This window comes from Grimontia sedimenti (assembly GCF_011045095.1).
Classification (GTDB): domain Bacteria; phylum Pseudomonadota; class Gammaproteobacteria; order Enterobacterales; family Vibrionaceae; genus Enterovibrio; species Enterovibrio sedimenti.
The window spans coordinates 171,097-192,385 of sequence record NZ_JAALDL010000009.1; the positions used below are offsets into that span (position 1 = coordinate 171,097).

Genomic DNA, 21,289 nt, shown 5'->3' on the forward strand with positions numbered 1-21,289 from the left:
TCATCGGTATAATCGCTTACAACGTAATACGGTTAAAGATGAATAAATAATGAGTAATGCAACACCCTCACCGGAGACCCAACAAGAAGCGATGAAGATTGCCAAGGCCACCCAAAAGCCTGGGCAAACCAAAGAGCAGACAAAACTGATTGCTCAAGGCATCGAGAAAGGGATTGCGCTATACAAAAAACAGCAAAAGGCCAAAGCTCGGGATCGCGATAAAGAACGGAAAAAGCAACTCAAGCAAAAACAAGTCGATACCGTATCAATAAACGATGTGACAGAAACCGTTGAACCCGTGTCTACGTCTCGCAATCTTCTGCCTTGGGGACTCCTGATAGCGAGTTGGGTAGGGTTTGCAGCCTATATACTGAGCAACCAATAACAGGGAATATACAATGAAAAAGACGCTCTCATTCGCCGCTGTCGGCGTAGCAATGATAGTCACACTCGGATGCGCACAAGGAGAAGACGCAGTGACCGATAAATCTCTTACCCCATGTGGCGACAAACCAAACTGTGTCTCTACACATGACCCACGTGAAGATTTCAACGTTGCGCCATTCGAGTTGGCAGAAGGTGCTTCGATAGCACCCATTCTGGAAGTCGCGCTCAGCATGCCAGGCACTCGTATTGGCGATCAGGAGCCTGGCTATGTGCGTGTTGAGAGCGTCAGTAAAATCATGCGTTTCGTGGATGACCTGGAACTCCGTATCGATGGCGACCAGCTGATAGTCCGTTCTGAATCACGCGTTGGGTACTCTGACTTTGGCGTAAACCGAAAACGCGTTGAAGCGTTAAGAGCAGCGCTTAAGGAAAAAGGACTCATCAAGTAAATGGACATCCCGGCACTCAAGGCACACTGCGCATCACTGGTGGGTATCCGTCATGATGTAAAGTGGGGTGGCGTTGATGTATACAGCGTGCACCAGACTAAGATGGTTTGCATTTTCTACGATGGAGAGAAGATGGCCTGCAAAGTGCCGGAAGATTTGTTCATTATGATGGCGGAGATCCCGGATTGCCGTCCGGCACCGCACCTGGCTAGGGCTGGGTGGATAGAATTTGGCAAAAACTGCCCTCTGCCAACGGAGGAAATAGAGAATATCATTTCCCGTTCCTGGCATCTGGTAGTAGATAAACTGCCCAAGTACGTTCAGAAATCACTAAGGCCAGTTCACGCCGAAGCCTGAAAACAAAAAACGCAGACTCGTTAGCTGCGTTTTTTGTTTTATACCGTAAGCGTTCCCATAATGTCCTGTTTACGGTCTTCAACCCACTCACGCTTGAACGGGCCCCAGTCAGTCAGTCGGTAATATCCGTCATTATGGCGGCGTCCATCCTGAATGAATGACAATTCAATACCAAGACCTGCCAGTGATTTGATCACGTCCTGAATCGTGCGACGTGGCCAGCCCGTGGCTTCAATTAAACGCGGAACGTTCGGGCGCTCCATTTCTTCAACCAAAAAAGCGAGATACAGTCTTCTTGCAAAAACCGGATTCAGTTCCATTGAGACCTCCTAATATGACTGCTTTCCATTATTCAATGAATTGCAAAGGAGGTATTGCGCTTGATCAAATTGAACGCCTATTCATCAGCATGTCGTTTGCTCGTTAGCGCTCGCCACACCATGCACCTTGAATTGCATTGATCAGGTTTTCCACTTTGCCACCTGCAATGCGGTAAAACACTGATTGCGACTCCTTGCGTGTCTCAACTAATCCCGCTTGTCGCAACACAGTGAGGTGCTGGGAAAAAGCAGACTGACTCAAGGCACTGTTCTCAAGAAGGCTCGAGACATTTTTCTCCCCCTCCCGCAACTGACAGAGCACCATCAACCTTTCCGGGTGTGCGAGAATTCTCAGCACTTTGGCCGCCTCATTGGCTTGTTGTTGAAGTTCTTTACCCATTACTGACAAACACCCTTTAAATTAGACTTATCTAATTAATTTACATCAGAATTCACTAATGTAGAAATTTTGAATGAAATTGATTTATGAAGCTATTCGAATAGAAGTTAATTCAATGATAGGTGAAGTCGCTTCACGCCTTGCTTTCAACACTTCGCAATGTCAATCTAGCACCCTCGACGTAGCACTATGAGGAAACAGTGAATGACCACAATGGTTTACGGGATTAAGAATTGCGACACCATCAAGAAAGCGCTGAAGTGGCTTGATGCGGAAGGCAAACCGTACACGTTTCATGACTACCGTAAAGACGGTATCGATCAGGAAATGTTGAAGCAATTTGTGGAAAAGCTGGGGTGGGAAGCACTGGTCAACAAACGTGGCACCACCTTCCGTGCACTGTCAGAAGAGCAAAAAAACAATCTGGATGAATCCAACGCCATCGCGCTGATGCTGATTCATCCTGCGATGATTAAACGCCCTCTTCTGGTTCACAACGACACGTACCATCTCGGCTTCAAAGCTACAGAATACGAAACCATATTTAGCAAATAACACCGATTAGAGTAAAAGGACACACAACCCCATGACAGACAGTGCGGTATTGTCTCTGGCCAAGGAATTAATAGGCCGTCCATCCGTGACTCCAGAAGATGAAGGATGTCAGGAACTGATGATCGAGCGCCTCGAAGCGCTAGGATTCAAAATTGAACGTATGGTGTTTGAAGACACCACCAACCTTTGGGCTCGTCGCGGCACGGAAGGCCCACTGTTTGCGTTTGCAGGCCACACCGATGTGGTGCCTGCAGGCCCGCTAGAGCAGTGGAAAACGCCGCCTTTTGAACCGACGATCGTAGACGGTTACCTGCATGGACGCGGCGCGGCAGACATGAAAGGCTCACTGGCCGCGATGGTTGTTGCCACCGAACGCTTTATCGCAGAAAACCCAGACCATAAAGGCTCACTGGCTTTTCTCATTACCTCTGATGAGGAAGGTCCGTTTATCAACGGAACGACCCGTGTCGTAGACACCCTGATGGCGCGTGATGAAATCATCGACATGTGCATTGTGGGTGAACCAAGCAGCACCAGCGCAGTGGGTGATGTGGTGAAAAACGGTCGTCGCGGCTCACTGACGGGTGATGTCACTTTCAAAGGCATCCAGGGCCACGTTGCCTACCCGCACCTTGCGAAAAATCCGGTTCATCTGGCGCTGCCAGCACTGGCAGAACTGACCAGCGTTCAGTGGGATGAAGGTAACGCCTACTTCCCGCCAACCAGCCTGCAAATTCCAAACGTCGCGGCAGGAACAGGTGCAAGTAATGTGGTTCCAGGTGAATTCCACGTCCAGTTCAACTTGCGCTACAGCACCGAATTGACCGCGCAGGACATCGAAACCCGCACTCACGCTATCTTCGACTCGCACGGTCTGGACTACGATATCAAATGGACCTACAACGGTTTGCCGTTCCTGACAGATGCCGGTTCTTTGCTTGATGCTGTCGTTGAAGCCGTGGACGAAGTGAACAGCGAGAAGCCTCAGCTTCTCACCACGGGCGGTACTTCGGACGGTCGCTTTATCGCGCAAATGGGCGGTCAGGTTATTGAGCTGGGCCCAGTCAACGCCACCATCCACAAAGTGAATGAGTGTGTGAAGATTGATGATCTCGAAAAACTGACGGACATGTACCAGAAGGTACTGGAGAAAGTGCTGGCAAAATGAGTTGGACCCTTTCATCACTGACAGGACAATCGCAAGATCATCTGTGCTCTCTAACCGATGGTCTGCTGCATAAAGACGTTCAGGCGGATTTCTTAGCTCTGCAGAGCGCTGCAGAAACAGCCGGCTTTGAACTCACTATTGCCAGCAGCTTTCGTGATTTTAGCCGCCAGCAGATGATATGGGACAACAAGTTCAATGGCCTACGCCCCATGCTTGATGGCGACGGAAACACTTTGGATGCCAGCCAGCTCAGTGATGACGATAAAGTCCGGGCTATTTTGCGGTGGTCAGCCTTGCCGGGAGCAAGCCGTCATCACTGGGGCACCGATATAGACATCTATGCCAGAAACCTCTTGCCTGAAGGTGTTTCCATCCAACTTGAACCTTGGGAATACCTTACCGGACACCAAAAGCCTTTCTTTGATTGGCTGTTGGCTAACATGAAAACGCACAGCTTTTACCTGCCTTATCGTGAAGATAGAGGCGGTGTGGCATTTGAGCCCTGGCATATCAGCCACATCCCAACCACGCAAGGGGCGCTGGATATCCTCACGCCGCAGGCACTGCGCACCGCGATCGCATCTTCTGACATTGCCGGGCGGGAAACTGTCCTAAACCTGCTGGATTGGATATATTCTCAATACGTCTCGAACGTGTGCGAGGTCTGAGCATGGATATACTCACCAATCCCTACGTGATCATCTTTATTGTGGTCGCCGTTGTGGTCAGCAACATCATGGCACTGAAATACACGGCCAATGCCAAATTCGGTATGAAGCAAAAGCCTAAACCAAAAGATGAAGACCAAAGCAACGAGCAAAAGAAAGAGCGAAAACCTTACGATGATGAGGATGACGACGACAAATCGTCTTTCTGGTGATCGATAGCGGCGACCACAGGGTCGCCTTTTTTCTGTAGGAAACTTTTTGCGCAAACGTTTGCGTTTTCGGTAACAGCCCCTGTTCAGTTCTGGTATCATGCAAGGCGTTTGGAGGGTGAGAGTCAGGAAGTCGCCGCTCTCACCGCATAGAATGTTGTCTTGCCAGTGACGAAGCCTCGTCCGGCCACTTTTAGATAGGAATGTCTCAATGAGCCTTGCGGATCAAGTTCTCGCCGTTAACGACGATCTTCCCATTCGTACCCACCAACCTGTTCATAGCGGTAAAGTCCGCTCTGTCTACTGGCTGACAGAAGAAGACAGTAAACGTCTTATTCAGGAAAAAGGCTATGATGTTGCCCCTGATGCGCCACTGGCCATTATGGTGATCAGTGACCGTATCTCCGCGTTTGATTGTATCTGGCATGCCGAAGGCGGTCTGAAAGGTGTCCCTGGCAAAGGCGCTGCACTGAATGCCATTTCCAACCATTGGTTCCGCTTGTTCAAGGAAAATGGCCTGGCAGACAGTCATATTCTTGATATTCCCCACCCATTCGTCTGGATTGTTCAAAAAGCCAAACCCGTTATGATTGAAGCGATTTGCCGCAAATACATCACAGGTTCCATGTGGCGAGCCTACGCAAAAGGCGAGCGTGAATTCTGCGGCATTGAATTGCCTGAAGGACTCGAAAAAGACAAAGCCTTGCCAGAGCTTCTGATCACACCATCGACTAAAGGTATTTTGCGCGGCATTCCAGGTGTGCCTGAAGCGGATGACGTAAACATCACCCGCAAGAACATCGAAGACAACTTCGCTGCATTTAACTTCTCATCTGCCGATGACATTGCACGATACGAAACCTTGCTTAAAGAAGGTTTCAGTGTGATCAGCAATGCACTGGAAGCAATTGACCAAACCTTTGTCGACACCAAGTTTGAGTTTGGTTATGTCACTGATGCGGCAGGTAAAGAAAAGCTCATCTACATGGATGAAGTGGGTACACCGGATTCTTCACGTATTTGGGACACCAAGGAATACGAGGCTGGCAATATCGTGGAAAACTCCAAAGAAGGCTTCCGCCAGTTCCTGCTGAACTATTTCCCTGATCCAGACATTCTGCTTAACAAAGAACGTATGCCAGAGCGTGAAGCTTTAGCACGCGATAACGACCTGCCCGTTGAAGCGCTTATGGACATTTCGCGCACCTACATTGGTATTGCAGAGAAAATCACTGGCGCACCGATTCATCTGAGTGACAACCCGAAACAGGAAATCATTGATATCCTGAAAGAAGAATACGGTTTAATCGACTGATCCCTAACAAATCGACAGACAAAAAAAGAGGACGCCAAGGCGTCCTCTTTCTCGTTCTGTACAGGCTTATTGGTTATTCAAACGCTCTACAGCCGCAGTGAATGCCGGCGCCATACCTGCCAACACATCTTCACTTACAGGCTTGCCTGAACTGTCCGTCACGTTAATTGACGTACGGTTACCCAAGTCCCCCAATAGGATGTTGTAGTTCTTCTTGCTGAGTTGCAGTGGCAACACACCAATTTCTTCCCAGAACTCGTCGTCCGGAGACTTGTATTCCACACTCAGCGTACCTTGTGAACGGTTTCGGTCTTCGATAGTAAAGCCAAGCTCACTCAGCATGTTCGGGAAACGCTCCCAGAACACTTCGTAAGGCGCACGGGCAATAATCACCGGTGAACCACCACGGTCTTTACCCAGGCTTATTGGGATGTTCTTCACCAACTCCAATGCACGCAGGCGCGCTTCTTCACGCAGGTCGGCATCATAGCGGGCAGTGATCATGTTGGTCATCTGTGCGTTGTAGCGATCACGTGATGCCTGAGTCAGGTTATCTGGCGAGCCGTTGCGTTTCCATTCCACCATTTCGATATGGAAACCCTGACGGCCACGATCTTGAGTAGGCTTCACGACATAGCGGCTTTCAATGACTTCTTCGTCTTCATCAATCGTCCACACTAACCAGTCAGTCTCAATGCCATCCGGTGAGGAGGTACGAACCGGGATCTGGGAGTTAGCGACCATATCTTCAATGGTTGACCAAAGACGCTGAGCTTGATCTTCACGAGGCATCCACACGGTGACACCTTGTCTGTCACGCTCATACCGCGCACCAGGGATCAATTCGAGAATTTGCTGAGGAGGGCGAATATCAATATCACGACCTACCGGGCCTTGGAAATCATTAGCTGGAATGCGGTAAGCACCGGAAAACTCAGGCTGCTGATCAGGAAGGTTTTTCCAATCTGACAGCGGTGGTGTTTCAAGGTATTTAAAATCATCCGACGCCTGACGGCGCGAATCAGCGCTCGAGCAGGCCGCCAACATGGCGACCATCACAGCACTCAAGCCGAACTTAAAAACAGGTTTCATTAAAACTCCAAAGAAGCGTTACAGCACGCCTGCATCTACAAGAGCCTGCTTCACTTTAGGCTGCAGTTTCGCATCCAAAGTGGTCAGCGGCAGACGCAGTGTTCCGTCCGCAATCAAGCCCATTTCATGCAATGCCCACTTCACTGGAATTGGGTTCGCTTCAACGAAAAGATCAGTGTGCAGAGGCATTATCTTCTCATTGATTGAACGGGCTTCGTCCATTTCTCCTGCCAGCGCCAGTTTGATCATTTTTGCCATTTGCGCAGCAGCAATGTTGTTGGTTACTGAAATCACGCCATGGCCACCAGCGGCAACAAAATCCAGGCCAGTGAGATCATCACCACTCAGTAAGATAAAATCTTCGCCACAAAGTTCACGGTGAATGCGAACGCGGTCCAAATCACCAGTTGCATCTTTGATACCAATAATGTTTTCAAACTCAGAAAGACGTGCGACAGTCTCAGGCAACATGTCAGCGACAGTGCGACCTGGTACGTTGTACAGAATCTGTGGAAGTTCGCTCGACTCAGAGATAGCTTTGAAATGCTGGTACAGACCTTCCTGAGAAGGTTTGTTGTAGTAAGGCACTACACTCAGACAGCCTGCGATACCAGAACCTGCAAACATTTTGCTGAAGGTAATCGCTTCATGGGTGGCATTTGCACCAGTACCTGCGATGACGGGAATGCGTCCATCGGCGAATTCGAGTGTCTTCAGAACAATCTTGATATGCTCTTCTACGGTGACAGTGGCAGATTCACCTGTCGTCCCGACAGAGACGATGGCGTCAGTGCCTGCATCAACATGAAAATCAACGAGATTTTTCAAACTGGCGTAATCAACTTCACCAGAGCTATCCATAGGCGTGACAAGTGCCACGATACTTCCTGAAAACATTTCCATCTCCAAAAACGCGTTTTGACCCATGGTACTTTTGGCGACAGGCAAAAACAAGCACGCAGAGGTGCCTTATACCCTGTGTTTGCGCGGTTGATCACCGTGAAAATGAACGATATTGTGCGCTTGGACGTATTGCCACTCGCGACATTGATTTATCCGCGTATTTTAACGAGACGCATGCTCATTCGTTGCGACATGAAAATTAAGAAGGAAGAAACATGCAAACGCTCGAAGCCGGTGCAGCAGCACCAGAATTCTCGCTGCAAGATCAAAACGGAAACACTGTCTCTTTGAGTCAGTTCAAAGGCAAAAACAAGGTGTTGGTTTACTTCTACCCGAAGGCAATGACACCGGGTTGCACAACTCAGGCCTGCTCACTGCGTGACAGTAAAGCAGAACTGGATGCACTGAACACCGTCGTTCTTGGCCTAAGCCCAGATCCAGTCAAAAAGCTGAAAGGCTTTGAAGAAAAGAAAGAGCTGAACTTCACCCTGCTGAGTGATGAAGACCACGCTGTTGCCGACGCTTTCGGCGTCTGGGGCCTAAAAAAGTTCATGGGCAAAGAGTACGACGGCATTCACCGTCTGAGCTTCTTGGTCGATGAGAACGGTGTTATCGAACATGTGTTCAACAAGTTCAAAACCAAAGACCACCATGATGTGGTGATCAACTACCTGAAAGGCGCGTAAGCCCTACAGGAACGAAAAAGGCCGTCAATGACGGCCTTTGCTGTTTCTGCGACTAACGCACCTATGGTCGCTATTTTTCTGGAAACGGAATTGCCAGTGCTTCCGGGTAACCTCTCAGCGCCGTCAATGATTTCGCTTTCTCCACTACCTGCGCTTCGGTCAATGACTCGGTCAGCGACAGCGTTGGAATATTCCAACCAACGGGCAATTTCACACCGTGAAGCGCTTCTAGCTGCTCAAGGATGCGGTCAGCGGCTTGCAGTGCGGATGAGGCTTTCACCAACTCGACACGTGCGTAACGCTCACCTTCAAAGGACGCGTCAGCCGCACGCAAACTCGGATCCTCTCCCGGAATTTGCTGAGCGCCACAAAGCGGCTTTCCACCCACTTCGGCTCGTTCGAATGCAGGCAGCCAATTGGCGAAATGGGAAATGGCACGGGAAGTACGCTCACGGATTTCAGGCCATTCCCAGCCACCATCCGCTTTCACCACCATGCTTTCAGGCAGCGGCGGATAAGCGGTTTCTGCATCACTTTTCACCAAACCACCTTCAAACAAGGTGATCTCCTGCGTCATACCATGAAGCTGGATGAAGCCTTGTGGGTAAGGCGTGAGTTGCGCCATGCCTTGGGGTGTACCGCGCTCTCCATGAATAATCACTTCTGGCCATTGGCCGGGTTTTGAGGGCCAATGAGCCACATATGCCGCCTTGTACTCGACCCAACGCTCTCTCGGTGAAGAAACCATATCGTCAAGTTTACCTGTGCGGAAGCCGGCAGCATTGATGAGGTAATCGACACATTGCGATACGACGTCGCCTTCTACGTCCTGTGCGTGGATAGTCCAGCCGTCATGCTCTTTGACCACATCAATGACCTTATGACCAAGTTTCATCTCACAATATGGTGAGTTTTCAAGCCCCAGGGCAGCAGTGGCGGCCAAACGGAAAACACTCAGACCATATTCCTGAACCACAACGATCGGATATTTAAAATTTTCATGGGGCATGTGATGCGCCACAGGAATCATCCATTCCTGAGGCGTTTGAGGCGATTCAGGCAGGGAAAGCTGCGCCAATGCGTCCATGTCTTCGCGTGAAAACAGCGTGTAATAATCCTCAGGAGGCCCCAATACGGCATTGTTCTGATCTTGCTCAACCAACGCTTTGTAATGCGCGGTAAGTACATCAAGGCGATTCAAAATCGCTTCAGGTTCGCCCGGGTCTGAGGTCGGGATAGCAATCACAGTTGGGCGTCGGTTAACAGAGTGCGGGTAGGCTCGGACAGTGGCAATAGATTGCTCCAACAGTTTCACACACTGCTGTTCAGAAATCTCGCGGTACAGGTTTCCCCCTGCGTGAAGGTGACAAATCGGTGGCCCACTGACGAGGCTTTCACTGGCTTCAAACAGCACGGTATTGATGCCTAACCCTGACAGCTTCAACGCTGCAGTCGAACCGGCAACACCACCACCCACGATGCCAACAGTAAACGGTTTGTTTAACGTCAACGCACTACCCTCAACACACAATTCGGTCTTTTCGTTCATTCTAATCGCAGCCAGTCATTGAGCACTGGCAAAAATAAAGAGAGACCCAAATTCAGGTCCCTACTTGTGTTTACTCACTGTATCACGGTGAAGATCATTTTAGTTGTTAGTTTCTGCTATTGCTTCTTCCGGTTCATTAGAAGGCAGCGCATTCCATACTGCTTTCACCAGGGTTGCCAGTGGGATAGCAAAGAAAACACCCCAGAAGCCCCAAAGCCCTCCAAATACCAGTACCGCCACGATGATTGCCACAGGGTGCAGATTCACAGCTTCAGAGAAAAGCACCGGCACCAATACATTACCGTCAAGCGCCTGAATAATACCGTATGCCAGCATCAGGTAACCAAGCTCTGGGCTGATGCCCCATTGGAACAATGCCACCATAAAGATGGGCAAAGTGACCGCTGCTGCACCGATGTAAGGGATGAGCACAGACAAACCTGTTGCCACACTCAACAGCGCAGCGTAACGGAGGTCCAGAATCGCGAAGGTGATGTAACTGGTGATACCCACGATAATAATTTCCGTCACTTTGCCACGGATGTAGTTAGAGATTTGTTCATTCATCTCCATCCCTACTTTGTTGGTCAAGCGGCGGTTTCTTGGCAGCAACGAGGTAAACGAACGCATCATTTCCTCTTTGTCCTTTAGCAGGAAGAAAACCAACAATGGCACCAAAATCAGATATACCGCCAATGCAGCCAGGCTCACCAGCGAAGACAAGGAGCTTTTTACTACGCTTTCACCCATACCCAGCACACGGCTTTGCAGTGTGTCGATAAAGGTATTCACCATATGCGGTTGAATCAGTTCAGGGTACTCATCAGGAAGATGGGAAACATAGCTTTGGAAATCGTTGAACATTTTCGGAATGTCAGCGATAAGGTTGATGATTTGGTTCCAGATAGTTGGCATCAAGCCAAAGCAGGCCAGAATCATAAATCCAACGAAAAGCAGCAAAACCAGTATCACCGATAGTGTCCGGTTTAAGCCCAGTCCTACCATTTTGGCGACAGGCCATTCCAGCAGATAGGCCAATACGATAGCGACGAGAAGTGGGGCAATCAGGTTGCCGAAAAAGTAGATGACTACAAAGCCCATGATGAGCAGTGCAATCAAGCTTACTGCGTGCGGATCTGAGAACCGTCGTTGATACCAACGGTTAAGCATTTCTAGCATGTAGTTTCCTGTTTATAGTTTGGTGACGTTAATCACCGTCGCTCCCTGAACAGGCTGGCACTCAAATTCAAAACCACTCTTCTCCAAGTAGCGGGGAATATCCTTCAAGGCGCCACTGTCCGTAATGTATAGCGCTATTTGCTGTCCTTGCTTCAGTGATGCACAGGCTCTTTTCGCCAAAAGCAGCGCCATAGGGCAACGCTGCTCACGCAAATCAAGGGATTGAATTTCCATTCTTTCTCGCTGACCGCTATTATCGTCGGCATTGTATACTCAAACAACGCGGATAAGTAGTTTGGGTATTCTGACAACCTCGCCGCGAAAGCCAGAACCTCTCGCCCGCCTCGTTGTCTATCTATATCAACACCCCAAAGATTTCGCGTGCTGGAGGCACCAACGTCAGTCATGCTGCTTTTCAAAAAAGCCACAACGAGCCTTCTTATTGCATCACTTGCCCTCACATCACCTGTGATGGCGACGTCGTATAACGATCTCCCCGAAATCGGCACTGCCGCTGCGGGCACCTTGACTGTCCAGAAAGAAATCGAATACGGCGACGCTTATATGCGGATGCTTCGTGGCAGCCAGCCTATCGTGAATGACCCGGTTTTGTCCGAATACATTTCCGCTTTAGGGGCATCTCTGGTTGCCAATGCTAATGATGTTAAAACACCTTTTGAGTTTTTTCTGATACGGAATCGTGACATTAATGCTTTCGCCTTTTTTGGTGGTCACGTTGCCTTACACACAGGTCTGTTTCTCCATGCGCAGAGCGAAAGTGAACTCGCCTCTGTGGTCGCGCACGAAATCGCACACTTAACACAGCGCCACCTAGCCCGTGCCATGGAAGAGCAAGCAAGACAAACACCGCTAACCATGGCGGCACTGGTTGGTTCATTGATGCTGGCGATTGCTGCGCCCCAAGCGGGCATTGCTGCGGCTCAAGCCACCACTGCGGCTTCTATTCAGAGCCAAATCAACTACACCCGCAGCAACGAGAAAGAAGCCGACCGTATTGGTCTGGAAACCCTTTCACGTTCAGGGTTTGATGTAAACGCCATGCCTGTGTTCTTCACCCGCATGGCTGACCAATACCGCTTTGCATCAAAGCCACCTCAGTTTTTGCTGACTCACCCATTGCCAGACTCACGTATCACTGACTCTCGCTCCCGTGCGCAGCAATATCCGCAACGTACTGTTCCATTATCACCGGAATACCATCTTGCCCGTGCCCGTGTGATCGCGCGTTTTGCCGGTATCGACAGCGCGGCTGCCATCGACTGGTTCGATCGCCAGCTTAAAAAGGCCTCCCCTGCCCGCGCTCAATCATTGAACTACGGTAAAGCACTGGTATATATCGACAGCAGACAGTTTGACAAAGCCGGAAAGCTTTTAGCTCCGCTTTACAAGGCGCAGCCAAACAATCGCTTCTATTTGGATGCGATGACAGATTTAGATGTCGCACAGAAACACTATGATGCAGCCCTGAAACGTCTTGAAAAAGCGCTCGCGACCCAACCAAACAATGCCGTGTTGCTTTTGAACCATGATTACGTGTTGGTAAAAGCAGGGCGTTATGAAGAAGCGATAAAAGGTTTGGTGAAAGTGACACACCGTTTCCCAACCAATACTAACGGTTGGTCATTGCTTCAGGAAGCTTACGACAGCCATGGTGTCCGCCATGGCGCGCTCGCCGCACAAGCAGAGCTTTATGCCCTTCAAGGACGTTGGCACAAAGCCATTAACAATTACACACAAGCCAGTCAGCTTGTGGAGCTTGGCAGCCTTGATCAGGCTCGCTACGATGCACGTATAGATCAGCTCAGGGTGCAGGAAGCGCGTTTCGCTGAGTTGCAACGCTAAGTCATCGCCCGAACAACAAAATAAAACGAGAAAGGAACTGTCATGTCAGTCACTATTTACCACAACTCCCGTTGCTCAAAGAGCCGCCAAACATTGGCGCTACTGGAAGAAAAAGGCATTCAGCCAGACGTTGTGGCTTATCTGGAAACGCCGCCATCTGCAGACACACTTAAAACCCTGCTAGAGCAACTGGGCTTCGACTCCCCACGCCAAATGATGCGCACCAAAGAAGCCATCTATAAAGAGCTACAACTGGCTGACGCGACAGACGAACAATTGATTCTAGCCATGGTTGAAAACCCTAAGCTAATCGAACGTCCGATTGTTGTTGCGAACGGTAAAGCGGCGATGGGCCGACCACCAGAAAACGTATTGACCATTCTGTAATGACTGAGGTTCTGGTTCTCTATTACAGCCGACATGGCGGGACAAGAAGCATTGCCCGCCTGATTGCCCGTGGCATCGAAGCATCAGGTGCGGTGGCAAGATTGCGGACCGTCCCTGACATTGCCTCCGTTGGCGAAACACCATCTGCTGAGATCCCGGAAGATCCGTACGTGTCGATAGAGGACTTGAAAGCTTGTCATGGTTTGGCGCTCGGAAGTCCTGTTCGCTTTGGCAACATGGCCGCACCACTCAAACACTTTATCGACAGCACGGCCAAAGAGTGGCTCGCCGGCACCCTGATCGGAAAGCCAGCCATGGTGTTTACATCAGGCTCGATGTTACATGGCGGTCAGGAAACCACGCTGAACACTATGATGCTGCCCCTGCTTCATCACGGTATGGTGATTGTCGGACTGCCTCACTCAGAGCCCGCCCTGCACACAACAAAAGGCGGCGGTTCCCCCTACGGCCCTTCACACATCACGGGTGAAGGTCGGCGACAGCCTGATGCTGAAGAGAAAAACCTCGCCATTTCTGGCGGTAAGCGTCTGGCTGAAATAGCCGCGCGCCTCAAAGATTGATAAAAGGAGTTATCCCGTTGTTTTCTTCAAGTTCAACTCTGAGGCCTCTGGCTCTCGGCGCGTATTTGGCACTGATTGGTTGGGTCGCATTGTGGCACGGTGTGATTTCACCGCACCCACATGTAAACCCAATTGGTGTGGCAATCGCTTGGATACTTCCTTTGCTATTGCCGCTTTTGGGCATTTTGAAGGGCAAAGCGTATACCCACGCTTGGGCTAATTTCGTTTTGATGTTCTATTTCCTGCATGCGCTGACCATTCTATGGGTCGATGTGGGAGAGCGCTGGTTGGCTGCTATTGAATTGGTGCTGACTTCTTTCTCGTTTGTCTGCAACGTGTATTACGCCAAGCGCAAAGGTCAGGAAGAAGGATTGGGACTAAAGAAACTTTCCCAAGTTGAGAAAGAAGAAAAAGCGCGTTTCGAGCAATAAAGCCACAAACCTCAAGCAATAAAAAAGCAGGTTTCTCAACCTGCTTTTTTTGATTCCAACGTATGGGATTTTGAGGGAGCTTAGCCAATCCACTCATATTGAATCGCCGCTTCTGCGGGCTCTGCAACAGGTGTTGGCTCAACAGGCACAATCACACCATCAACACTTTCGGTCACAACAGGAGCTTCTTCCACCAGTGGTTGAGGCAGTACTTCAACACGACGCAGACGACGGTCTACCATCATCTCATTGTGAAAGATGTCTTCAGACGCTAGCAGGCTGATACGGAAAGTTGCGGTACCATCAACAATCGACTCCAATCGCAACGAGGCCACTGAGTTTAAGCCTTTCAATGTACGTTCAATAACAAAGAAATCTTCTGCATCATCAAGACCAGACACTTCCAACGCTTTCGCACCACTGTCAGCAACACCAAGATTCACAGCAAGGCGACCTGCATAGAAGTCAGCCATCTCATCAATCATGGTGGCGAATGCTTGTTCAGGTGAGCCTGAAGCGCGACCTTCAAAAGGTGCATCCTGACCGATACTTGCTGCATTTGGGAAAAGTTGCCAGCTAATGCGGTTATTGTGCACTTTGACAACGGCAACACCTGCCGGGTTGTATCTTGCACTTGCCTGAGCGATAGGTCCTGCGAATCCACCCCAAAGATCAGGAATAGAAACAGCAACCACATCGTCAAAGTCACCCACAGGCATCAAAACAGGTAAACCGCGGCGTTCGCCTTCCGCTTTCAGCTCGTTGATGAGTGGAGATGCAGATTGTTCCCACACCACATTGCGCTGAGAAGCATTATCTTCCACCAGCCAGAACAGGACTTCCGGACGCGGAGTGCCCCAGTAAGTCGCTTGAGCTTGCGTTAACAGTGTGCGGATCTTCCGGTCATCAAAACCAAGAACCAAAGAACGTTGACCTTCGACATTGCCATAGCCGAGCTGTGTAATGTATTGGTTCACCGTTGGGAGTGCTTTTTGAATAACGGGATTGTTACCCACCTCAGACTGGCCAGACGCGCGGATCAATACATCAACAAATGCTGTTTCTTTCGCAGCTTGTTCCGTTGCTGCATCGCTGTCATCCAACACCACTTCAGCACTGAACAGTGAAGCGGCCATTGCACTGGTTTGCCCCAGTACGAGTGCCAAAACGAAAATGAAGGTTCGTAACATATATTTGCCAGATAACTCGATTTTTAAACGTTGATCATAAAGTGAAGCCCTACTGTCAGCAATGGCTAAACATCGAAATTGAGCGCTATACCAGTTGCGTACCCTTTAATATTCAAGCTCTCTTCTATTTCATTGACATTTTTTCCGACAGAAAGTTTGTCTATCAGTGTGAAGTATACTGACAGTATGCAATAGCTCACTTAATTGCCCCTATAAATCATGATAGTATCCCGCGATTTTTTAAACTTCAGGAAGGTGCGTCATGATGCAAGTGTTACAAGGGGCACAAATGCTATTTGTTGCCTTTGGCGCGTTGGTGCTGGTTCCACTCCTTACGGGACTTGACCCTAACGTCGCTCTTTTCGGTGCCGGTATTGGTACCCTTCTCTTCCAAATCATCACCAAACGTTCTGTCCCCATTTTCCTCGCTTCCTCTTTTGCCTTTATTGCACCCATCTTGTTCGGTGTTCAGACCTGGGGTATTCCAGCAACCATGGGTGGCCTAATGGCAGCAGGCTTGGTGTACGTGTGCATGGGCGGATTTATCAAAGTGCGTGGTGTTGGTTTCATCCACAAGCTGCTTCCACCCGTGGTGGTTGGCCCGGTGATCATGGTGATTGGTTTGGGTCTGGCACCTGCAGCCGTCAACATGGCGGTAGGTAAATCCGGCGACGGTGCCATTCAGCTGGTTGATGGCTCAGTAGCACTTTGGATTTCAGCAGTTTCGCTCATCACGACCATCGCTGTGTCAGTGTTCGCTAAAGGCTTTTTTAAGCTGGTGCCGATTCTGGCAGGTATCGTGTCAGGCTATGTGGTTGCGCTTTTCTTTGGCGTGGTTGATTTTTCTCCGGTCCAAAATGCAGCGTGGCTGGCGATGCCAAACTTCACTGCACCGGAATTTAACATCAACGCAATCCTGTTCATGATTCCGGTAGCGATTGCGCCGGCCGTTGAGCATGTTGGCGACATGCTGGCGATTTCAAACGTGATCAACAAAGACTACCTGAAAAAACCAGGGCTTCATCGCACCATGACAGGTGATGGCGTTGCGACGATGGCCGCTTCGATGTTTGGCGCACCACCGAACACCACTTACAGTGAAGTCACAGGCGCTGTAATGCTCACCCGCGCTTTCAACCCTGCCATCATGACTTGGGGTGCCATTACGGCGATTGTACTGGCATTCGTTGGCAAGTTGGGTGCGATTCTACAGACCATTCCCGTTCCTGTGATGGGTGGCATCATGATTTTGCTGTTCGGCTCTATCGCAACCGTCGGTCTGAACACCCTGATCAAAAACCAGGTCGACCTACACAAAGCGCGTAACCTGGCTATTGTGGCTGTGACTCTGGTCTTTGGTATCGGCGGTATGGCGTTTGGTATTGGCGAGTTCAGCCTACAAGGTATCAGCCTTTGCGGTATCGTTGCGATTTTGCTGAACCTCATCCTGCCCCACGACATGGGTGAAACCCACGTTGTCGACAACGCGCAGATGGAAGATTAATTCACCGCACCAAACGAAAAGAGGCTTCCAAATGGAAGCCTCTTTCATATTTCGATTTCGTGCTATTTATTTGGTGCCGAAAATCTTATCGCCTGCATCGCCCAGACCAGGCACGATGTAGCCTTTGTCATTCAGTTTCTGGTCGATTGCTGCAGTGTAAAGCTCTACATCCGGGTGTGCTTTTTCCAGCGCTTCAATACCTTCCGGTGCAGCTACCAGAACAAGCACTTTGATGTTGTCACAACCGTGCTCTTTCAGTAGATCGATGGTTGCGATCATAGAACCACCGGTTGCCAGCATTGGGTCAACCACCAGCGCCATACGCTCGTTGATATTGCTCGCAAGCTTGTGGAAATAAGGAACCGGTTCCAGCGTTTCTTCATCACGGTAAATTCCGACTACGCTGATACGTGCGCTTGGAATGTGCTCCAAAACACCATCCATCATGCCCAGACCTGCACGAAGGATTGGCACAACAGTCACTTTCTTACCCTTGATGCGGTCGATTTCAACCGGGCCATTCCAGCCTTCAATGGTCACTTTTTCAGTTTCGAAATCTGAAGTCGCTTCATAGGTCAGCAGGCTGCCTACTTCTGTCGCCAACTCACGGAAACGCTTGGTGCTGATATCACCCTCACGCATAAGACCGATTTTGTGTTTTACCAGCGGGTGCTTAACTTCGACGACTTTCATGACAGACTCCTGCAAAAAACAAATTCCACGAATTATACACAAGAAAATTCGGTGGAATAGTTACATACAACTGGTTGCGCTTTTTTAGGCCAAATTCGCTGCTTTGAACCTGACGCAAACGTTTTCCTTTTTGAAATACCGCTGTTAAAATGGCGCCGCTTTTTAGTCCATAACTCGGTAAGGATCCCCAGTGAGCGATAATAAGTCTTCTCTAAGCTACAAAGATGCAGGTGTAGATATCGATGCAGGTAACGCCCTGGTCGACAGAATTAAAGGCGTTGTTAAGCGCACTCGTCGTCCTGAAGTGATGGGTGGCATCGGTGGTTTCGGTGCACTTTGTGAACTGCCTACAAAATACAAACAGCCAGTCCTGGTTTCAGGTACTGACGGTGTAGGTACCAAACTTCGCCTGGCGATGGATCTGAAAAAACACGACACCATTGGTATCGACCTGGTGGCAATGTGTGTCAATGACCTGATTGTTCAGGGGGCTGAACCACTGTTCTTCCTTGATTACTACGCAACAGGCAAGCTGGACGTTGATACAGCTGCTGACGTGGTAACCGGTATTGGCGAAGGCTGTTTGCAAGCTGGCTGTGCGCTTATCGGCGGTGAAACTGCTGAAATGCCGGGCATGTACCACGGTGAAGATTATGACGTGGCAGGTTTCTGCGTTGGTGTCGTTGAGAAAGAAGAAGTGATCGACGGCACTAGAGTCGCTCAAGGTGATGCGATCATCGCTGTCGCTTCATCAGGTCCTCACTCTAACGGCTACAGCCTTGTTCGCAAGATCATCGAGGTTTCAGGCGCAGACGTTAACGCTGAGCTTGACGGCAAGACGTTGGCTGACCATCTGCTGGAACCGACCCGCATTTATGTTAAGCCTGCCCTGAAGATGCTTGAAAGCTGCGATGTTCACGCTATCTCACACATCACAGGTGGCGGTTTCTGGGAAAACATCCCACGCGTGCTGCCCGAAGGCACCAAAGCCGTGATCGATGGCAACAGCTGGGAATGGCCTGTTATTTTTAACTGGCTGCAAGAAAACGGTAACGTGACCGAGCACGAAATGTACCGTACCTTCAACTGTGGCGTGGGTCTTGTGATTGCGCTGCCTGCAGAACAAGCTCAGAAAGCAATCGACATCCTGAATCAGGAAGGCGAAAGCGCATGGCTGCTGGGCACGATCGAGAACGCTGCGGCTGGCGAAGAACAGGTAGAGATCAAGGGGTAACCATGAAAAAGCTGGTTGTTCTGGTTTCTGGAAACGGCTCAAATCTTCAGGCGATCATCGATCGCTGTCATGGCAATAACGGTATTGAAATTTCGGCTGTTATTGCAAACAAAGAAGACGCATACGGCCTTACCCGTGCGAAAGAGGCCGGGATTGAGGCAGTTGTAGTTGCCAGCAAAGGGATTTCAGACCGAAGCCAATATGACAGTCAGCTCATGGCTACTATCGATGAATACTCGCCAGACCTCATTGTGTTGGCGGGTTTCATGCGTATCCTGACGCCAGAGTTTGTCCGTCACTATCAGGGCAAGATGCTGAACATTCACCCTTCCCTATTGCCGAAATACACTGGCCTCAACACCCACCAGCGTGCGATTGACGCAGGGGATGACGAGCACGGTACTTCAGTACATTTCGTAACAGAAGAGCTCGACGGTGGCCCCGTCATTCTTCAGGCCAGAGTGCCGATTTTTGAAGATGACGATGCGGAAAGTGTATTCGAACGTGTTCAGGAGCAAGAGCACCGTATCTACCCATTGGTGGTGGAATGGTTTTGTCAGGGCAGACTCAACATGGCGGATGAAAAAGCCGTGATGGATGGCGAAGTGCTGGGACAGTCTGGCTACGCAGCTGATTAATTCCGTTTTACCGGACACAAAAAACGCGCCTCTTACGGCGCGTTTTTTATCGTCTGAAGATGGCATTACGAATCGGATTCGCTAGCCGCCTCTTCTGCCTGTGCTGCAATATCAGCGCGGTTGCAGGTATTCACTTCACCTAAATGAAACACGCAATACTCACCCGGCTGCATCTTGTGCCAGGTTTCATTGTTGGTCAGAGGCTGTGTCGCAATCACGGTCACCACGTCATTCGGTGTCGTCTCCTCCTGAAAGTCGACCGTCACTTCTTCATCAATCAGGCTGGCTTTGCCAAACGGGGCTCGACGGGTAATCCAGTGAAGGTTATTGGTGCAATACGCCATCACATAGTCACCGTCACTGAACAACATGTTAAACACGCCTAGTTCACGAAGTTTATCGCAGCGGCTGGCGATAAAACGGAACACTTCTGTCATATCGTCCGGCTTGTCGGGGTAATGCTTTTCAATTTCGTGCAGCAAATAGCAGAAGGCTTTTTCACTGTCCGTTTCCCCAACAGGCTTGAAGTGTCCTGTCGGCAAATCTTCGTAATCTGATAATTGCCCATTGTGGGCATAGGTCCAGTAACGTCCCCAAATTTCGCGGGTAAACGGATGAGTATTTTCCAGATTGACTTCACCGCGGTTCGCCTGACGAATATGGCTTATCACGGCGCAGCTTTTTATCGGATAACTCTGAACAAGCTCAGCTATTTTAGAGTCGCAGCTCGGATTCGGATCTTTAAAAGTCCTAAACCCTTTGCCTTCATAAAAGACAATGCCCCAGCCATCACGGTGAGGGCCTGTATTCCCCCCACGCTGAATTAAGCCGGTAAAACTAAAACAAATGTCCGTTGGTACATTGGCACTCATGCCAAGCAGTTCACACATTCCTTTACGTTATCCTTATTTTTCCATTTCTTTTTCGACAAGCTGGATCAGGATGTGAATAATCTTGATGTGCACTTCCTGAATACGATCCGCGTAGCCGAAATGTGGGACACGGATTTCAATGTCTGCCAAGCCCGCCATTTTGCCGCCATCTTTACCGGTCAACATAATGCTCTTCATGCCCTTCTCTTTCGCGGCATCAATCGCTTTTAAAACGTTACCAGAATTGCCAGAAGTCGATAGACCAAACAGCACATCACCTTTTGCGCCTACCGCCTGAACATAACGAGAGAAAACGTATTCGTAACCAAAGTCATTCGATACACAAGAAAGGTGGCTTGGATCAGAGATTGCGATCGCCGGATAACCAGGGCGGTTTTCACGGTAACGACCCGTCAGCTCTTCAGCAAAGTGCATCGCGTCACAATGCGAACCGCCATTACCGCATGACAGCACTTTACCGCCCGCTTTAAAGGAATCAGCCAGCAGTTTCGCTGCCGCTTCGATGTCTGCAATGTTCTTGTCGTCACTTAGAAACGCGTTAAGCACCTGAGCTGCTTCGTTAAGCTCTGAGCGAATGAGATCTTGGTACATGGGCAATTCTCTATTTATTGGTTTATTCGTCCATTACCAGCCGCGCT

The 21,289-nt window shown here is 49.7% G+C and carries 27 protein-coding genes; 16 read left to right on the top strand and 11 right to left on the bottom strand.

What is annotated here, in order from left to right; translation table 11 throughout:
- Positions 1–49: 49 nt before the first annotated feature.
- From G5S52_RS13355 to G5S52_RS13365, 3 genes are read left to right on the top strand one after another with little or no spacing between them, the layout of a single operon-like run.
- Positions 50–385: a DUF2956 domain-containing protein gene (locus G5S52_RS13355; protein ID WP_165014579.1), complete on the top strand. Its 336-nt coding sequence runs from the start codon at positions 50–52 to the stop codon at positions 383–385.
- Positions 386–398: 13 nt separating this feature from the next.
- On the top strand, positions 399–836 hold the full coding sequence (locus G5S52_RS13360) for a DUF1499 domain-containing protein (RefSeq protein ID WP_165014582.1): 438 nt from the start codon (positions 399–401) through the stop codon (positions 834–836).
- Positions 837–1,193, top strand: coding sequence for an MmcQ/YjbR family DNA-binding protein (locus G5S52_RS13365; protein WP_165014585.1), 357 nt, complete (start codon positions 837–839; stop codon positions 1,191–1,193).
- A 38-nt stretch (positions 1,194–1,231) separates the two neighbouring features.
- Here the strand turns inward: G5S52_RS13365 and G5S52_RS13370 are convergent, their stop codons facing one another.
- Both G5S52_RS13370 and G5S52_RS13375 read right to left on the bottom strand, forming a co-directional pair.
- The gene (locus G5S52_RS13370) at positions 1,232–1,513 is read right to left on the bottom strand and encodes a winged helix-turn-helix domain-containing protein (RefSeq protein ID WP_002537945.1); all 282 of its coding nucleotides are present in this window, start codon (positions 1,511–1,513) and stop codon (positions 1,232–1,234) included.
- 103 nt (positions 1,514–1,616) lie between these two features.
- Entirely contained in the window at positions 1,617–1,913 is a 297-nt protein-coding gene (locus G5S52_RS13375; RefSeq protein ID WP_062710013.1) for an ArsR/SmtB family transcription factor, read from the bottom strand.
- 204 nt (positions 1,914–2,117) lie between these two features.
- Here G5S52_RS13375 and G5S52_RS13380 point away from each other — a divergent pair, with 204 nt between their 5' ends.
- The 5 genes from G5S52_RS13380 (at position 2,118) to G5S52_RS13400 (ending at position 5,828) form a co-directional block, all read left to right on the top strand.
- Entirely contained in the window at positions 2,118–2,468 is a 351-nt protein-coding gene (locus G5S52_RS13380; RefSeq protein ID WP_165014588.1) for an ArsC family reductase, read from the top strand.
- A 31-nt stretch (positions 2,469–2,499) separates the two neighbouring features.
- On the top strand, positions 2,500–3,636 hold the full coding sequence (gene dapE, locus G5S52_RS13385) for a succinyl-diaminopimelate desuccinylase (protein WP_165014591.1): 1,137 nt from the start codon (positions 2,500–2,502) through the stop codon (positions 3,634–3,636).
- A complete protein-coding gene (locus G5S52_RS13390; protein ID WP_165014594.1) occupies positions 3,633–4,304 on the top strand; it encodes a M15 family metallopeptidase in 672 nt (223 codons plus the stop codon). Before dapE ends, G5S52_RS13390 begins: the two co-directional genes overlap by 4 nt.
- A 2-nt stretch (positions 4,305–4,306) precedes the next feature.
- A complete protein-coding gene (locus G5S52_RS13395) occupies positions 4,307–4,516 on the top strand; it encodes a DUF2897 family protein (RefSeq protein WP_002537949.1) in 210 nt (69 codons plus the stop codon).
- A gap of 208 nt (positions 4,517–4,724) precedes the next feature.
- A complete protein-coding gene (locus G5S52_RS13400; protein ID WP_165014597.1) occupies positions 4,725–5,828 on the top strand; it encodes a phosphoribosylaminoimidazolesuccinocarboxamide synthase in 1,104 nt (367 codons plus the stop codon).
- Positions 5,829–5,894: 66 nt separating this feature from the next.
- On the opposite strand, the gene bamC is transcribed toward G5S52_RS13400, so the two are convergent.
- Together bamC and dapA are read right to left on the bottom strand one after the other, a co-directional pair.
- Positions 5,895–6,920 (bottom strand): NlpB/DapX family lipoprotein, encoded by a 1,026-nt coding sequence (gene bamC / locus G5S52_RS13405; protein WP_165014600.1) that lies wholly within the window; start codon positions 6,918–6,920, stop codon positions 5,895–5,897.
- 18 nt (positions 6,921–6,938) lie between these two features.
- Positions 6,939–7,817, bottom strand: a complete 879-nt coding sequence (gene dapA / locus G5S52_RS13410) for a 4-hydroxy-tetrahydrodipicolinate synthase (RefSeq protein WP_046302952.1) — start codon at positions 7,815–7,817, stop codon at positions 6,939–6,941.
- Between the two features lie 221 nt (positions 7,818–8,038).
- On the opposite strand from dapA, the gene bcp reads away from it, so the two are divergent.
- Positions 8,039–8,509 (top strand): thioredoxin-dependent thiol peroxidase, encoded by a 471-nt coding sequence (gene bcp, locus G5S52_RS13415; protein ID WP_165014603.1) that lies wholly within the window; start codon positions 8,039–8,041, stop codon positions 8,507–8,509.
- Between the two features lie 70 nt (positions 8,510–8,579).
- On the opposite strand, the gene G5S52_RS13420 is transcribed toward bcp, so the two are convergent.
- The 3 genes from G5S52_RS13420 to G5S52_RS13430 form a co-directional block, all read right to left on the bottom strand.
- Positions 8,580–10,058 (bottom strand): FAD-dependent oxidoreductase, encoded by a 1,479-nt coding sequence (locus tag G5S52_RS13420; protein ID WP_165014607.1) that lies wholly within the window; start codon positions 10,056–10,058, stop codon positions 8,580–8,582.
- Positions 10,059–10,157: 99 nt separating this feature from the next.
- Positions 10,158–11,237, bottom strand: coding sequence for an AI-2E family transporter (locus G5S52_RS13425; RefSeq protein ID WP_165014610.1), 1,080 nt, complete (start codon positions 11,235–11,237; stop codon positions 10,158–10,160).
- A gap of 12 nt (positions 11,238–11,249) precedes the next feature.
- A complete protein-coding gene (locus G5S52_RS13430) occupies positions 11,250–11,471 on the bottom strand; it encodes a sulfurtransferase TusA family protein (RefSeq protein WP_002537956.1) in 222 nt (73 codons plus the stop codon).
- 171 nt (positions 11,472–11,642) lie between these two features.
- Here G5S52_RS13430 and bepA point away from each other — a divergent pair, with 171 nt between their 5' ends.
- From bepA to G5S52_RS13450, 4 genes are read left to right on the top strand one after another with little or no spacing between them, the layout of a single operon-like run.
- Positions 11,643–13,100, top strand: coding sequence for a beta-barrel assembly-enhancing protease (gene bepA / locus G5S52_RS13435; RefSeq protein ID WP_165014671.1), 1,458 nt, complete (start codon positions 11,643–11,645; stop codon positions 13,098–13,100).
- Positions 13,101–13,142: 42 nt separating this feature from the next.
- The gene (arsC, locus tag G5S52_RS13440) at positions 13,143–13,487 is read left to right on the top strand and encodes an arsenate reductase (glutaredoxin) (RefSeq protein WP_165014613.1); all 345 of its coding nucleotides are present in this window, start codon (positions 13,143–13,145) and stop codon (positions 13,485–13,487) included.
- On the top strand, positions 13,487–14,068 hold the full coding sequence (wrbA, locus tag G5S52_RS13445) for an NAD(P)H:quinone oxidoreductase (RefSeq protein ID WP_165014616.1): 582 nt from the start codon (positions 13,487–13,489) through the stop codon (positions 14,066–14,068). Before arsC ends, wrbA begins: the two co-directional genes overlap by 1 nt.
- Positions 14,069–14,085: 17 nt before the next feature.
- Positions 14,086–14,499, top strand: a complete 414-nt coding sequence (locus tag G5S52_RS13450; protein ID WP_165014618.1) for a DUF2069 domain-containing protein — start codon at positions 14,086–14,088, stop codon at positions 14,497–14,499.
- A gap of 80 nt (positions 14,500–14,579) precedes the next feature.
- Here G5S52_RS13450 and G5S52_RS13455 read toward each other — a convergent pair whose 3' ends face one another.
- Positions 14,580–15,689, bottom strand: coding sequence for a DUF2066 domain-containing protein (locus G5S52_RS13455; protein WP_165014621.1), 1,110 nt, complete (start codon positions 15,687–15,689; stop codon positions 14,580–14,582).
- Between the two features lie 262 nt (positions 15,690–15,951).
- On the opposite strand from G5S52_RS13455, the gene G5S52_RS13460 reads away from it, so the two are divergent.
- Positions 15,952–17,193: a uracil-xanthine permease family protein gene (locus tag G5S52_RS13460; protein ID WP_165014624.1), complete on the top strand. Its 1,242-nt coding sequence runs from the start codon at positions 15,952–15,954 to the stop codon at positions 17,191–17,193.
- A 66-nt stretch (positions 17,194–17,259) separates the two neighbouring features.
- On the opposite strand, the gene upp is transcribed toward G5S52_RS13460, so the two are convergent.
- Positions 17,260–17,886, bottom strand: a complete 627-nt coding sequence (upp, locus tag G5S52_RS13465) for a uracil phosphoribosyltransferase (protein ID WP_002537967.1) — start codon at positions 17,884–17,886, stop codon at positions 17,260–17,262.
- A 190-nt stretch (positions 17,887–18,076) separates the two neighbouring features.
- On the opposite strand from upp, the gene purM reads away from it, so the two are divergent.
- Both purM and purN read left to right on the top strand, forming a co-directional pair.
- On the top strand, positions 18,077–19,120 hold the full coding sequence (purM, locus tag G5S52_RS13470; protein ID WP_165014627.1) for a phosphoribosylformylglycinamidine cyclo-ligase: 1,044 nt from the start codon (positions 18,077–18,079) through the stop codon (positions 19,118–19,120).
- Between the two features lie 2 nt (positions 19,121–19,122).
- Complete coding sequence (gene purN, locus G5S52_RS13475) at positions 19,123–19,758, top strand: phosphoribosylglycinamide formyltransferase (RefSeq protein ID WP_165014630.1); 636 nt, start codon at positions 19,123–19,125, stop codon at positions 19,756–19,758.
- Positions 19,759–19,823: 65 nt separating this feature from the next.
- On the opposite strand, the gene G5S52_RS13480 is transcribed toward purN, so the two are convergent.
- Together G5S52_RS13480 and lpcA are read right to left on the bottom strand one after the other, a co-directional pair.
- The gene (locus G5S52_RS13480) at positions 19,824–20,648 is read right to left on the bottom strand and encodes a class II glutamine amidotransferase (RefSeq protein ID WP_165014633.1); all 825 of its coding nucleotides are present in this window, start codon (positions 20,646–20,648) and stop codon (positions 19,824–19,826) included.
- 15 nt (positions 20,649–20,663) lie between these two features.
- Positions 20,664–21,242, bottom strand: coding sequence for a D-sedoheptulose 7-phosphate isomerase (lpcA, locus tag G5S52_RS13485; protein ID WP_002537972.1), 579 nt, complete (start codon positions 21,240–21,242; stop codon positions 20,664–20,666).
- Positions 21,243–21,289 lie beyond the last annotated feature (47 nt).